At 74.3% G+C, this 14,106-nt stretch carries 10 protein-coding genes and 1 pseudogene; 7 read left to right on the plus strand and 4 right to left on the minus strand.

The window, feature by feature from the left end:
* The first annotated feature begins 132 nt into the window (after positions 1 to 132).
* Both AB0N76_RS16360 and AB0N76_RS16365 read left to right on the plus strand, forming a co-directional pair.
* Complete coding sequence (locus tag AB0N76_RS16360) at positions 133 to 945, plus strand: glycerophosphodiester phosphodiesterase (protein ID WP_363557542.1); 813 nt, start codon at positions 133 to 135, stop codon at positions 943 to 945.
* An 11-nt stretch (positions 946 to 956) separates the two neighbouring features.
* A complete protein-coding gene (locus tag AB0N76_RS16365; protein WP_363557544.1) occupies positions 957 to 2,357 on the plus strand; it encodes an MFS transporter in 1,401 nt (466 codons plus the stop codon).
* 40 nt (positions 2,358 to 2,397) lie between these two features.
* Here the strand turns inward: AB0N76_RS16365 and AB0N76_RS16370 are convergent, their stop codons facing one another.
* The 3 genes from AB0N76_RS16370 to AB0N76_RS16380 all read right to left on the minus strand — a co-directional run bounded on the left by AB0N76_RS16370 (position 2,398) and on the right by AB0N76_RS16380 (position 7,194).
* Positions 2,398 to 5,151, minus strand: a complete 2,754-nt coding sequence (locus AB0N76_RS16370; RefSeq protein ID WP_363557562.1) for an AAA family ATPase — start codon at positions 5,149 to 5,151, stop codon at positions 2,398 to 2,400.
* Between the two features lie 267 nt (positions 5,152 to 5,418).
* Positions 5,419 to 6,798, minus strand: a complete 1,380-nt coding sequence (locus tag AB0N76_RS16375; RefSeq protein WP_363557546.1) for a hypothetical protein — start codon at positions 6,796 to 6,798, stop codon at positions 5,419 to 5,421.
* A 192-nt stretch (positions 6,799 to 6,990) separates the two neighbouring features.
* Positions 6,991 to 7,194: a cold-shock protein gene (locus tag AB0N76_RS16380; RefSeq protein WP_363557548.1), complete on the minus strand. Its 204-nt coding sequence runs from the start codon at positions 7,192 to 7,194 to the stop codon at positions 6,991 to 6,993.
* Positions 7,195 to 7,577: 383 nt separating this feature from the next.
* On the opposite strand from AB0N76_RS16380, the gene AB0N76_RS16385 reads away from it, so the two are divergent.
* Positions 7,578 to 7,805 carry a hypothetical protein gene (locus tag AB0N76_RS16385; RefSeq protein WP_363557550.1) on the plus strand — a complete coding sequence of 76 codons (228 nt, stop codon included), beginning with the start codon at positions 7,578 to 7,580 and terminating at the stop codon, positions 7,803 to 7,805.
* 93 nt (positions 7,806 to 7,898) lie between these two features.
* Here the strand turns inward: AB0N76_RS16385 and AB0N76_RS16390 are convergent, their stop codons facing one another.
* Positions 7,899 to 9,008, minus strand: coding sequence for a LysR family transcriptional regulator (locus AB0N76_RS16390; RefSeq protein WP_363557552.1), 1,110 nt, complete (start codon positions 9,006 to 9,008; stop codon positions 7,899 to 7,901).
* Between the two features lie 141 nt (positions 9,009 to 9,149).
* Here AB0N76_RS16390 and AB0N76_RS16395 point away from each other — a divergent pair.
* The 4 genes and pseudogenes from AB0N76_RS16395 to AB0N76_RS16410 form a co-directional block, all read left to right on the plus strand.
* Positions 9,150 to 10,187 (plus strand): annotated as a pseudogene (locus tag AB0N76_RS16395) (iron-containing alcohol dehydrogenase); the annotation flags it as partial.
* A gap of 241 nt (positions 10,188 to 10,428) precedes the next feature.
* Positions 10,429 to 11,343, plus strand: a complete 915-nt coding sequence (locus tag AB0N76_RS16400) for a peptidase (protein WP_363557564.1) — start codon at positions 10,429 to 10,431, stop codon at positions 11,341 to 11,343.
* Positions 11,344 to 11,431: 88 nt separating this feature from the next.
* Entirely contained in the window at positions 11,432 to 12,514 is a 1,083-nt protein-coding gene (locus AB0N76_RS16405; RefSeq protein ID WP_363557554.1) for a polyprenyl synthetase family protein, read from the plus strand.
* A gap of 187 nt (positions 12,515 to 12,701) precedes the next feature.
* Positions 12,702 to 13,985 carry an SGNH/GDSL hydrolase family protein gene (locus tag AB0N76_RS16410; RefSeq protein WP_363557556.1) on the plus strand — a complete coding sequence of 428 codons (1,284 nt, stop codon included), beginning with the start codon at positions 12,702 to 12,704 and terminating at the stop codon, positions 13,983 to 13,985.
* Positions 13,986 to 14,106 lie beyond the last annotated feature (121 nt).

Here is a 14,106-nt window from a genome sequence, read left to right on the forward strand (position 1 = left end):
GCGGCGGGCGGTCCGCCGCCCGGGGCGGCCGATCCCGGCGCCCGCGTTACCACTTGACAGCTTGCGTAATACTGTAACGCGCACGGCCCGGGCGTCAGTCGGAACGCCCCCGGAAACAGCTCGGAGCAGGACATGCACCCCTTCCTCGACCAGCCGGGGCCGCTCGCCTTCGCGCACCGGGGCGGCGACCTCGGCCACCCGGAGAACTCGCTCGCCGCCTTCGCGGCCGCCGTCGACCTCGGCTACCGCTACCTGGAGACGGACGTGCACGCCACCAGCGACGGCGTGCTGGTGGCCTTCCACGACTCCCGGCTCGACCGGGTCACCGACCGCACCGGCGCGGTGGCCGACCTGCCCTGGGACACCGTCAGGCGGGCCCGGATCGGCGGCACCGAGCCGGTGCCGCTGCTGACCGACCTGCTCGACGCCTTCCCCGACGCCCGCTTCAACATCGACGTCAAGGCGGCGCCCGCCGTCGGGCCGCTGGTCGAGGCGGTCCGCCGGACGAACGCCTGGGACCGGGTCTGCGTCGGCGGCTTCTCCGACAGCCGCCTCGCCGCCGTCCGCGCCGCCGCCGGACCCCGGCTGGCCACCTCGCTCGGCCCGCGCGAGGTGGCCCGGCTGCGGCTGCGCTCGCTGGCCGGGCCGCTGCTGCCGGGGCGCGGGCGCGAGACGGCCTTCGGCAGGACCCCGTTCGCCGGGGTGTGCGCGCAGGTGCCGGAGCGGCACCGGGGCGTGCGGGTGGTCGACCGCGCCTTCGTCCGCGCCGCCCACCGCCTCGGCCTGCAGGTTCACGTCTGGACTGTGGACGACGCCACACGGATCAGGGCTCTCCTCGACCTCGGTGTGGATGGCATCATGGCCGATCGCATCGACGTCCTGCGGGACGTCCTCGGCGAGCGCGGCTGCTGGACCGACGGCAGCACCGGCTCCAGCACGCGGTGAAGAGGAGCCCCATGAACACCACGGCCCACCTGCCGGACCCCCCGGCGGAAAAGCTGCCGGACCCCCTGGCGGCCGACGACGGCCGCGCCCTGCGCCGGATGCAGTTCGGCTGGTACATCAACGACTGGGCCAACGCGGCCTTCTCGGCCACCGTCCTGACGGTGTTCCTCGGGCCGTACCTGACCTCCGTCGCCAAGAACGCCGCCGATTCGGCCGGCGACGTGCACCCGCTCGGCCTCTCGATCCGGGCGGGCTCGTTCTTCCCGTACACGGTCTCCTTCTCCGTGCTGATATCGGTCGCGGCGATGCTGCTGACCGGCACCGTCGCGGACCGCACCGGGCGGCACAAGGAGCTGATGTGCGGCTTCGCGTACGTCGGCGCGATCGCCACCATGGGGATGTTCTTCCTCGACGGCGACCGCTACCTGCTGGGCGGCGCGCTGCTGGTGGTCGCCAACCTCGCGTACGCGGTCTCGGTCGCGCTCTCCTACGCCTACCTGCCGGCCCTGGCCGCCCCCGACGAGCGCGACGCGGTCTCGTCCAAGGGCTGGGCGTACGGCTACGCGGGCGGCGGGCTGCTGCTGATCGCCAACCTGGCGCTGTTCGAGGGCCACGACGCGCTCGGCCTGGACTCCGGCACCGCCGTGCGGATCTGCCTGGCCTCGGCCGGGCTGTGGTGGGCGCTGTTCACCATCGTCCCGATGCTGCGGCTGCCCTCCCGGGCCGGCGTGGCCCCGCAGCACGCCGCGACCAGGACCGACGAGCCCGCCGTCGGCAGCCTGCGCGAACTCGCCCGCACCCTGCGCGGCATGCGCCAGTACCCGCTCACCCTGCTCTACCTGGGCGCCTTCCTCTGCTACAACGACGGCATCCAGACCGTCGTCTCGCAGGCCTCGCTCTACGGCAGCGAGGAGCTCGGCATGGACCAGACCTCGCTGGTCGCCGCCGTGCTGATGGTCCAGATCGTGGCGATCGGCGGCGCCCTGCTGCTCGGCCGGATCGCCCGCCGGTACGGCGCCAAGCGGACCGTCCTCGGCTCGCTGGTCGGCTGGGTGTTCACGCTCGCCCTCGGCTATCTGATGCCCGCCCACCAGCCCGTCTGGTTCTTCGCCCTGGCGTGCATGATCGGCCTGGTGCTCGGCGGCAGCCAGGCGCTCTCCCGCTCGCTGTTCTCCCACCTCATCCCGGCCGGCCGGGAGGCCGAGTACTTCAGCGTGTACAAGGTCAGCGACCGCGGCACCAGCTGGATGGGGCCGCTGGTCTTCGGCCTGGCGTACCAGATCACCGGCAGCTACCGGTCGGCGATCATCTCGCTGCTGGTGTTCTTCGTGATCGGCTTCGCGGTGCTGCTGAAGGTCCCGGTGCGCCGGGCCATCGAGGCCGTCGGCAACCCCGTCCCCGAACGGCTCTGACGGCCCGGCGCGTGCCGGACCGTCAGAGCCGGCAGAGCCGTCAGCCAGCCGCCCCCGGCCCGGCACCCGCACCCAGCAGGTCCCGGGCCCGGGCGGCCAGGCCGTCGGCGGCGCAGCGGGCGGCCAGCTCCATCCCCCGGGCCAGCGCGGCGCGGGCGCCCGGGGCGGCGCCCAGCGCCTCCCCCAGGTCGACCAGCGCGATCGCGTGCTCGTAGCGGGCGGGTGACCGCTCCAGGTGCCGGACGGCGTCCGCGAGCAGCTCCACCGCGCGCGGCCGGTCGTGCACCGCCGCGCAGAGCCGCAGCGCGCTGCCGACCGCCGAGTCCGTCCCGGACTCCCGGGCCCGGCGGACGGCCTCCCCGGCGAGCTCGCGGGCCCGGTCCGGCTGGTCGGGGGCGACCGCGCGGGCCAGGTGGCCCAGCCACGGCGCCCACACCGTGTTGCGCCAGCCGCGCGCGTCCAGCGCCGCGCCGGCGGCGGTCAGCGTCGCCGCCGCGCCGGTCGCGTCGCCCCGGGCCAGCAGCAGGCGGCCGTACAGCGTGGGGGCGTCGGGCAGCACCATCACCGTCGGGTACGGCGGGCCGAAGGAGTGCTTCCGGGTGAGCTCCAGGGCCTCGGCGAGCCGGCCGCGCGCGGCCAGGGTCTCGGCCAGCGCCCCGACCGCGTCCCAGTGCAGCGGTATGCCGGGGCCGATCCGCTCGGCGAGGCGCAGCGCCCGGCGCAGGTAGTCCTCCGCCTCCGCCAGGGCGCCGCAGCGGAACCGGAGCATGCCGGTCAGCAGGTAGGCGAAGCCGAGGTGGCCGCCGCTCCAGCCGGCGACCTCGTACGCGCGGACGGCCTCGGTGAAGAGTTCCTCGGCCCGGTCGACCCGGTCGGCGTAGAGGTAGCTGATGCCGAGGATGCCGGGCAGTTCGAAGCCCCAGGTGGTGTTGGTCCAGCCGAGGCTGTGCGGCAGCCGGCCGCCGGGCAGTGCGGACTCGGCGAGGGCGATCGCCTCCGCCCGGTCCTCGCCGCGCAGGGTGAGGTCCCAGCAGCGCAGCACGGCCACCGCGTGGGTCAGGCCGTCGCGGGCGAACACGGCCTCGTTCGGGGTCGGCGTCGCGTCGGCCGCGGGTGCACCGGAGGCGGCCGCACCGTCGGTGAAGGCCAGCGCGATGGTGCCGAGCATCCGGTCGAAGTCCGCGAGCCGCCGGGAGCGGCCCGGACCGTCCGCGTCCTCGGACTGGAACGCGGCGAACATGAAGTGGGCGACCTCCAGCCGCAGCCGGCCCGGTCCGGGCGGGGTCCGGGCGGCCTCCGCGGCGCACATCGCGGCGGCCTCGCCGAGCCGGTTGCTGTGGGCGAGCGCCTGGGCGAGCCGGAAGATCGCGTCCACCCGGAGCTCGGGGCCCAGCCCGTACGGGTCCGCGAGCGCCAGCCGCAGCTGGTTGACCGTGGTCGCCGGGTCGGTGAGCAGCGCCGAGCAGCCGAGTTCGTACAGCACCGCGGCCCGGTCCCGGTCGGCGGGCGGTTCGCTGAGGGCGCGGCGCAGGCAGCGCTGGGCGGCCTCGGGGGCGCCGATCGCCAGGTGCTCGCGGGCGGCCCGGCGCAGCTTGTCGACGATCGCGTCGCCGCCCTCGGGCAGGGTCTCCAGCAGGTGCCGGGACGCGGTCAGCAGGCCGAGGCCGGCGTTCTCGGTCTCGACGGCGGCGACCCCGTGCATCCCGGTCCGGACGGCCCGCGGCATCGACTGGTAGAGCGAGGTGGCGATCAGCGGGTGGACGAACTCCAGCCGGCCGCCCGGTGTGCTGGTCAGCACGCCCTGCCGGCGCAGCTCGCGGATCGACTGGCCGGCGGCCTCCGGGCCCTGGGCGCAGATGACGGCGGCGAGCTCCGGACGGATGTCGGTGTCCAGCATGGACGCGGCCCAGGCGAACCGCAGGGTCGTCGGGCCGAGCTTGTCCAGCCAGTGCCGGAGCGTCATCCCGCGCGCTCCGGCGGCGAGCTCGTGCAGCTGGCCGCTGTTCTCCCCGACCGGGTCGAGCCGCTGGTCGAGCACCTCGCGCAGCAGGGCGGTGGTCTCGTACGGGTTGCCGGCGGTGACCGCCCAGACGTGGCGGCAGAAGGCGTCCTCGGCCCGCGCGCCCAGGGCCGCGCGGACCAGGTGGGCGACCGAGGCGGGCTGGAGCGGCCGCAGGGCGTGCCGTCGGTCGGCCCGGTCGACGAGGCCGCGCTGCACGGCCAGGGCGTCGTCGGGGAACTCGTCGCGGCAGGCGAGCACCAGCAGGGCGGGCAGCTCCCGGGCGCGCACCGCGAAGCCCGCCAGCCAGCCGAGCGACTCCGGGTCGGCCCAGTGCAGGTCGTCGACGAGCACGGCCACCGGCGGGCGGAGCTGCACCAGCCGGGTGAGCACGAAGTCCAGGCCGTCCCGGACGCCCTGCGGGTCGAGCTGCCCGCCGGGCGGCAGCAGGCCGACCGCCGGGCCGACCACGTCCTCCCAGGGCCCGAAGGCCCGCGCCCGCTCCGCGTCGGGCAGGGCCGCCAGCACCGGCTGGAGCAGCTGGCGCACCACGTGGAACGGCTCGTGGCGCTGCCGCTCCCCGCCCCGGGCGAACAGGACGGTGCAGCCCGCGCGCTTCGCCCGGCGCCGCACCTCGGTCATCACCGCGGTCTTCCCCAGCCCGGCCGCGCCGGTGTAGAGCAGCAGCTGTCCGAGGCCGGCACCGGCGGGCCGGGTGAGGGCCTCGATCGCCTGCCCGGCCGAGCGGATCTCGGTCTCGCGTTCGTGCAGCGGACGGGCGTCCTGGCCCCCGATGCCCCCGTCGCCGGTCCCGCCCCCGCCGTCCGTCCCGCCCCCGGCCGCGGGCTCCCCTTCGGCCACCGTCGCCTCCAATTCGCCGTTCCCCGGCCGTCGTTGCCGAGACCGGGGCTACCGAGGCTACTGCCGAACGGGCGGGCGCGCTGCGGGCTTGACAATCCGGGCCGGCCGACCGGGCCACCGCGCGGTCGGCCGGGGCGAACGACGACGGCCGGGCCGGCCCCCGGTGCGGGGGCCGGCCCGGCCGCCAGGATTCACGACCGGTCAGGAACGGACCAGCGCCGCCGAGTTGTTGGAGGAGGTGGTGACCGCGATGGCTCCCGACAGCGGGCGGCTGCACGGCGCGGTCTGCCCGATGGCGCAGACCCGGACCGGCGTCGTCCGGTCGACGGTGGTGCCGTCGCCCAGCAGGCCGAAGCTGTTGGAGCCCCAGGCCCGGACCCCGCCGTCGAAGCGCAGCGCCAGGGTCTGCCCACCGGCCGCGGCGAGCGCGGTGATGCCGTCCTGGAAGGTGCCGCACGGTGCGGTCGTGCCGCCCGCGCAGACCCGGACCGGGGTCGTGGTGCCGGTCGTCGTCCCGTTGCCGAGCTGCCCGCTGGCGTTGTAACCCCAAGAGCGGACGCTGCCGTCGGTGCGCAGGGCGACGGTGTGCCCGTAGCCGGCGGCGACCTGGCCGATCCCGGTCAGGAAGGTCGCGCACGGGGCGGTCGCCCCCTGCGCGCAGACCTGCACCGGCGTGCTGCGGTCGGTGGTGGTGCCGTCGCCGAGCTGGCCGAGGCTGTTGCTCCCCCAGGTCATGACGGTGCCGCCGGTCTGCACGGCCACGCTGTGGTAGAAGCCGCCGGCGATGGCGGTGGCGCCGCTGACCCCCGAGACGAAGATGGGCGTGGGGCTGATGGTGCCGGTGTTGCCGTCGCCGAGCTGGCCGTCGCTGTCGGACCCCCAGGCGCGGACGTAGCCGTCGGTGCCCAGCGCGAGGCTGTGGGCGCTGCCGGCGGCGAGGGCGACCACATGGGTCAGCGGTGCACTGCAGCCGGACACCTCGCAGGTCTGCACCGGGGTCGTGTTGAAGGTGCCGCTCGCACCGTTGCCGAGCTGGCCGGCGCCGTTCGACCCCCAGCCGACCACCGTGCCGTCGGCGAGCAGCGCAAGGCTGTGGTCCCCGCCCGCGGCGATCGAGACCACGTTGCTCAGGAAGCTGGTGCAGGGTGCGGTGGCTCCGACCGCGCACACCCGGACGGGGGTGGTGCGGTCGAGGGAGGTGCCGTCGCCGAGCTGGCCGGTGATGTTGTAGCCCCAGGCGACCACGGTGCCGTCGGCGCGCAGCGCGATGGTGTGGTTGTTGCCGCCGGAGATGGCGATCGCGTCCCGCAGCGGGTCGGTGCAGGGGGCCATGCCGCAGACGAGGTCGGGGGTGGTGCGGTAGAAGGTGGTGGTGCCGTCGCCGAGCTGGCCGTTCAGATTGGCCCCCCAGGCGAGCGCGGTGCCGCGTACGCCCGGTCGCAGGACCCGGTCGGCCGCACCGTCGGCGGCCTGGGCCGTGCCGGCCACGGCACCGCCGCCGGCTCCGGCCATCAGGACGGCCAGCAGGGCGGCCACCACGCGTGGTCGGCGCCCGGGGCGGCGGAGTCTCGGAACATGCATGTGCGCTCCTCATGGTGGAGGGATGTTGTGCACACGATGCGATGGCGATCGGACGCGCGGGCCGCAGCGACACCGGGCGCCGGTCGGGCGTCACCCGATCGCTGCGTTCCCGGAACGGCCGAGGGGCCCGTACCGTGCTTCGCGCACGGTACGGGCCCCTCGTGTCCGCCGGACGGAAGCCGGCAGGGACCACTACAGCGGGCGGATGTTCTCCGCCTGCGGGCCCTTCTGGCCCTGGGTGACGTCGAACTCGACCTTCTGGCCCTCAAGCAGCTCGCGGAAGCCGCTGGCGTTGATGTTCGAGTAGTGGGCGAAGACGTCAGCGCCGCCACCCTCCTGCTCGATGAAGCCGAAGCCCTTTTCCGCGTTGAACCACTTCACGGTACCGGTAGCCATGAGAAATCTCCTTCGAGAGACTTTTCGAAATCTGCACCATGCAGACTTGAGGTCGCCGCGATGAGAACCCTCCGGAAAAGGAGCCGGAAAACAAAAATGCGCCTGCAACAATCAGCAGGCGCACACAAAGTTCATGGGAACCACAACTGCAACTGACTCCGACTGTAGCAGGTTCGGGGCCCTCGCGGCGGATATTTCGCCGAATTTTCTTGATCCGCCCGCCGATCCACCGGCTGATCCGCCCGTCCGGGCGCGCCCTTCCGACCGCACTCCGGGCGGCAACCGTACCACCCGGCAAGGCAGTTGGCGCCGCGGGGACCGGCCGAGAATTTCGGTCGGCCCGGACGGCCCGTTCCGCCGATTTTCGGCGCATACTGACCGGGATGAGGAAATCACCGGCAGTCCGACGCCCCCTGCCCACCAGCCCCTTCAAAGCCCGGCCCGACGCACCGCCCAAGCGATTCGCCCTGGGCGACCGCGTGACCCACGACAAGTACGGCCTCGGCCGCGTCATCGGGGTGGAGGACGGAGCCGACGCCGCCGTCCTCGTCGACTTCGGCTCGCGACAGGAGCGGATCACCCCGCCGTACGCCGCCATGTTCACCCTCTGAGGCCATCCACCGGGCTCACCCACCGGGCCCGCCTACCCAGCCCACCCGCCGGACCCACCCGCTGAGCTCACCCAGCAGACTCACCCGCCGAGCTCACCCGCTGAGCTCACCGACCGGCAGCAGCTCCGCGGCGCGGTCGGCGACCTCGTGGTGCAGGGCGTCGCGCACCGCCCGGACGGCCGGATGGGTCACCGCCTCCCGCCGCACCGCGAGCGTGATCGGCAACCGGATGTCGACCTCGTCGGCCAGCAGCCGCCGCAAGCCGGCCCGCTCGGCGAGGAAGGCCGGCAGCACGCCGACTCCCGCTCCCAACCGGGTCGCTTCGAGCTGCGCGAACACGTTCGTGGAGGAGAACGCGGGTGTGACGCCCGGCAGATGGCGTTCGATGTCGAGGTCGCCGACCTGGAGCATCGACTCGATGTAGAAGATCAACGGGTGCTCCCGCAGCTCGGCGACCGTCCCCGGGGGCCCGCACCGCGCGAGGTACCCGTCGTCGGCGTACAGGCCCAGGGCGTAATCGGTGAGGTGCTCGGTCACCAGCCGGCTCTTCGGCGGCCTGCCGATGGCCAGCGCGAGATCGAACCCGGCCGGACGCAGGGTCAACGGCCGGGTGGCCGTGATGAGTTCCACCTGGAGCCGGGGGTGGCAGCGGCGCACCCGGGCCAGCGCCGAGGTGGCGAAGACGGTGCCGAAGCCGTCCGGGGCGCTCACCCGGACGGTGCCGTGCAGGGACGGGGCGTCCTGGCCGGACACCGCGTCGACGGCGCGGACGAGGGCCTCCTCGATCGCCCGGGCGCTCTCGGTGACGGCCTTCCCGGCGTCGGTGAGGGCCCAGCCCTCCGTGTCGCGCTCCATCAGCCGCGCGCCGAGGCTCCGCTCCAGCGCGGTGATGCGGCGTGACACCGTGGTGTGGTCGACGCCGAGCGCGTCGGCCGCGGTCACCAGCCGCCCCGTCCGCGCCACCGCGAGCAGGTAGCGGAGGTCGTCCGCCCGGAGCCTGCGCGGATCGGGCCCGTGCGCGTCGGCCCCTCTCGGCTCGGCTCCTCTCGACTCGACGCCTCTCAGCTCGGACCCTCTCAGGTCGGCGCCTCTCGGCTCGGGCGCCCGCGGATCGGGCTCGCCACCGTCCGTCGGCGGAAGGGCACGGGGAGGACCGGAAGGGGAGCGGGAGCGCACGGTGGCAGCGTATCTGCATTTCCGCACACCCCGTCTGCACGATTGGCGCTTGAACGCACACGCTCGCGGGCGTCAGAGTCGAACCTCCCCGGCCGGGGCCGCCGGTCGGAGTTCCTCCCACCGTCGAGGGGTCCGCCCATGGTAGCCAGCCTGTCCCTGCCCCGGATCATGCGCGTCGGCCGCGGCGCCGCCGACGAACTGGGCGCCGTCATCACGGGACTCGGCCTGAGCCGCCCCCTCCTCGTCACGGACGCCTTCCTGGTCGGCAGCGGCGCGGCGGACCGCCTGCTGGCGATCCTGCGGAAGGCCGGCGTCGAGCCGCGACTGTTCTCCGAGACCGTGCCCGACCCGACCACCGACTCACTGGACGCCGGCCTGCTGGCCCTGCGCGAGCACGAGGCGGACTCGGTCATCGGGTTCGGCGGCGGCAGCCCGATGGACACCGCCAAGGCCCTCGCCCTGCTCGGCGTGCAGGGCGGCGGCATGCGCGACTACAAGGCGCCGCGGGTCAACCTCGGCCCGGCGCTCCCGGTGATCGCCGTCCCCACCACCGCGGGCAGCGGCTCGGAGGCGACCCAGTTCACCATCATCACCGACAGCGCCACCGACGAGAAGATGCTCTGTCCGGGCCCCGCGTTCCTGCCCGTCGCCGCCGTGGTCGACGTCGAACTGACCATGTCGATGCCGCCCCGGCTGACCGCCGACACCGGCATCGACGCCCTCACCCACGCCGTCGAGGCCTACGTCAGCCGCAAGGCCAACCCCTTCTCCGACGGCCTCGCCCTCACCGCGATCGGCACCATCGGCCGCAACCTGCGCCGCGTCTACGCGGACGGCTCGGACGCCGCGGCCCGCGAGGCCATGATGCTCGCCTCCACCCAGGCCGGGATCGCCTTCTCGAACGCCAGCGTCGCCCTGGTGCACGGCATGAGCCGCCCGATCGGCGCCCACTTCCACATCGCCCACGGCCTGTCGAACGCGATGCTCTTCCCCGAGGTGACCGCCTTCTCCGTGGCCGGCGCGCCCGCTCGCTACGCCGACTGCGCCCGCGCCCTGGGCGTCGCGACCGCCGACGACGCCGCGGACACCGCAGCCGCCAAGCTCGTCGACGCGCTCCGCACCCTCTGCCGCGACCTGGACGTCCCCACCCCGCAGGCCTACGGCATCGACCGGGCCACCTGGACCGACCTCATCCCCCTGATGGCCGAACAGGCCCTCGCCTCCGGCTCCCCCGCCAACAACCCCGTCGTCCCGACCGCCGCCGAGTGCCGGTACCACTCCACCCGATGCTACGCCGCACCCCGCCCTTGGTCGGCCGCGACCGCTCCGCCCCCGGTCGGGCCGGGTGCCGGTTGCGGCCGTCGACGTGCTGTGGACGCGCTGTTGACGTGCCCCTTCCAAGCTGACGGCACAGCACACCCCGTCCAGCAGAGGAAGGAAGGACACCATGCGTATACGCGGTCTCCTCGCCACCGCCGTGGTCTCGGTCGCGACCCTCGGCCTGATCGCGCCGGTCTCGTCCGCCGCACCGGCCACGAGCGGCAAGCCGGTCGAGCAGGTCAGCAGTCGGAGCCACGTCCTGATCAACCCGGCGAACGCCGCCGGCACCCGCTGGACGCCCCAGCAGGAGGGCTCGCTCGGCGGCCGGCCACTGACGGTCCCCGCGACCGCGCCGACCGCCGCCCCGAAGGCCGCAGCCGGAGCCGCCGAGGCCACCGCCGCCGGGGCTCAGGCCGCCGGGGCCAGCGTCTGGGGCACCACCGGGCGGCTGCTCACCGGGAACGCCGTCTGCACCGCCAACGTCGTCTCCAGCGCCAACCGCGACGTCATCGCCACCGCCCGGCACTGCGTCGAGGGCGGGCACGACTTCAAGTTCGCGCCCAACTACGACGCCGGGAACGCCCCCTACGGCTGGTGGACCTGGCGGGCGGCCGGCTGGGTCGACGCGCCCGCCCCGCAGGGCGACATCGCCTTCATCGTGCTGAACACCCAGAACGGCCGGCACATCGCGGACGTCGTCGGGGCCACCGGCATCGGGTTCAACCGGGACATCAACAACTACGCCCACATCATCGGCATCCCCGGCGTGGTCCCCGCCGAGCGCGAGCACGCCCTCTGGTGCGGCGGCCAGCCGGTGGCCGGCCCCGAGCAGCCGTCCACCGCGCGGATCGACAACTGCATCGGGCTGGGCGGCGGCGCCAGCGGCGGACCGTTCTTCGTCAACTACAACCAGAACGACGGCTCGGCCGTGCAGACCGGGACCTTCGTCACCGGTGACAGCTGGCTGAACAAGTGGTGGGCCGTGAGCTCCTACTTCCGTGACGACGCCTACAACGTCTACAACGGGGCCCAGCACGCCTGACCGCCCACGCTCGCAGCTCGCACCCGGCCGGCCCCCGCCCCGACCCCGGTGGCGGGGGCCGGCCCGCGCGGGTGCGAGGGTGGGCGTCATGGACGAGACGATCATGGCAGCCGCCCGCGAACGGGCCGCCGGACACCGACGCCGGTTCGACCTCCGCTTCGAGGCCTACTTCGCCACCCTGCCGGAATGCCTCGACACCCCGCCGCTCAGCCGCTTCACCCCGCACTGCCTGGACCTGCTCCGGGACCTCTCGCTGCGCGGCGGCAAACGCCTGCGCGTCGCCCTGCTGTACGAGGCCGCCCGGCTGGTCACCACCGACCCGGTGCCCGGCCTCGCGGAAGCCGCGCTGAGCATCGAACTGCTCCAGACCCACGGCCTCGTCCACGACGACATCATCGACGACTCCCCCGTCCGCCGCGGCGGCCCCTCCACCTACTACGCCTACCGGCAGGAGTTCCCCGCGGCCGACCACACCGCGCTGGGCCTGGCCATCCTCGCCGGGGACCTCGCCGCCTTCCTCTCGATGCGGGTCCTGCTGGAGGCGGACGTCCCCGCCGAACTGCGCCAGGCGATGCTGGAGGTCCAGCTGAACGCGGGCGCCGAGACCGTCGCCGGTCAGCTGGCCGACCTCGAACGCGACCTCCGGCCGCTCCCGGACGAGGAGTTCCTGAACACCGTCTGCGAGTACAAGTCCACCCGGTACTCCGTGCTCGCCCCGCTCCGGCTCGGCCTGCTCGCCGCCGGCGAGGACCTCGCCACCCACGACGCCCGACTGCGCCGCTACGCGAGCCTGGTCGGCATCGGCGGCCAGCTGCGCGACGACTACCTCGACCTGTTCGCCGACGACGCCGCCACCGGCAAGTCCACCGGCGCCGACCTCCGCGCCGGCCGCCGCAGCTACGCCGTGACCGCCCTGCTCGCCGCCGCCGACGAGCCGCGGCGGGCCGAGGTGGAGGCCGCGCTCGGTGACCCGCACTGCGCCGCCGAAACGGTCGCGCGGATCCGCGAGCTCGCCAGGCAGCTGGGCGTCGACCGGAAGCTCCGCACCGACATGCGCCGCTGCGCCGAGGCCGCCCGCGCCGAGGCCCGGGACTGGCGCCCGCACTGGCGCGAGGAGGCGGTGGCCTTCTTCGAGGGCCTGCCGCTGTCGAACGTGGTGCCGGGCGAATGACTGAGATCCCGCCCGACTGACCGTCATCTCGGGGGTATGACCGTGATCACGGCCGCTCCCCTGTCACAAATCCGCGCCGCCAGGAGTCAAAGATCATGAGCGGACGGGGAGCCGGACGGCGCGAGCCACCGGATCCCCGCCCGGCCGTCGTCCACGCATCGACCGATGCCCCGAGGAAGGGCCCCCCATGATCTCGTTCGCCCGCGCCGCGTCCGTCGCCGCGCTGACCGCCCTGTCGATCGCCGCGACCGCCGTCCCTGCGACCGCCGCCCCCGTCCCGGCCGGTTCGGCGCATCACCAGCGCTGGTCGGCCGCCTGGTCCGCGCCGATGATGCGGCCCTCCGCGGCACCCTGGTTCGCGACCTGGGCCGGGCAGGGCTTCGACCACCAGTCGGTGCGCCAGGTGGTGCGGCTCAGCGGCGGCGGCAAGGCCGTCCGGTTCCGGCTGTCCAACCTGAACGGGACGACGCCGCTACGGCTGACCGGAGCCGACGTCGGCCGGGCCGCCGACGGCGCGGCCGTGGTCCCCGGGACGGTGCGGCCGTTGCGCTTCGCCCACCGGGAATCCGTCGTCGTCCCCGTCGGTGAGGAGGTGCTCAGCGACCCGGTGCCGCTGCCGGTGACAGCACGCGATCGGGTGGCGCTGACCCTCTACTTCGACGGCCCGACCGGCCCCGCCACCTACCACCAGCTCTCCATGACCACGACCTACCGGGCGGCCGGCGACCACCGCGGCGACACCGGAGCGACCGCGTTCACCGACGCCGTCCGCCCCGGCTTCGGCTCCTGGTACTACCTCAGCGGCGTCGAGGTCACCGGCGGCCGGCCGGCGGGCAAGGCCGTGGTGGCCTTCGGCGAGTCCACCACCGACGGATTCGGCGCCACCGTCGACGGCGACGACCGCTACCCCGACCGCCTCGCCGAACGGCTCATCGCCGCCGGCCGGCCGCGCCCCGTGCTCAACGCCGGCATCGGCTCCAACAAGATGCTCGCCGACTCCGCCTGCGCCGGCGACAGCGCCCTCTCCCGCTTCGAGCGCGACGTGCTCGACCAGCCGAACGTCGGCACCGTGATCGTCTCCCACGGCATGAACGACATCCTCCGCACCGGTGACCAGATCTGCGGCGTGGACCGCGACGACCCGCCCGTCACCCTCCAGCGCCTGATCGACGCCCACCGCACCCTGATCCGCGCCGCCCACGCCCGCGGCGTCCGGGCCGTCGGAGCGACCCTGATGCCGTTCGGCGGCGCGCCGTTCTGGACCGCGCAGACCGACCGGATGCGCCGCGACCTCAACGAATGGATCCGCAGCGCAGGCGAGTACGACGCGGTCGCCGACTTCGACCGGGCCATCGACCCTGCGGGCACCGGCAGCATCCCGGACGGCTACCACTTCGGCGACCACCTCCACCCCAGCCCGCGCGGCTACCAGGCGATGGCCGACAGCGTCGACCTCGACAGCCTGCGGTAATCGGTAGCGGTAGCGGCAGCCGTAGCCGGGAAATGCAAAGAACCCCCATCCGGATCCCGGATGGGGGTTCTTTGTGAATGATTGTTCGGCGGCGTCCTACTCTCCCACAGGGTCCCCCCTG

It is taken from the genome of Kitasatospora sp. NPDC093806, from assembly GCF_040683335.1.
GTDB lineage: Bacteria > Actinomycetota > Actinomycetes > Streptomycetales > Streptomycetaceae > Kitasatospora.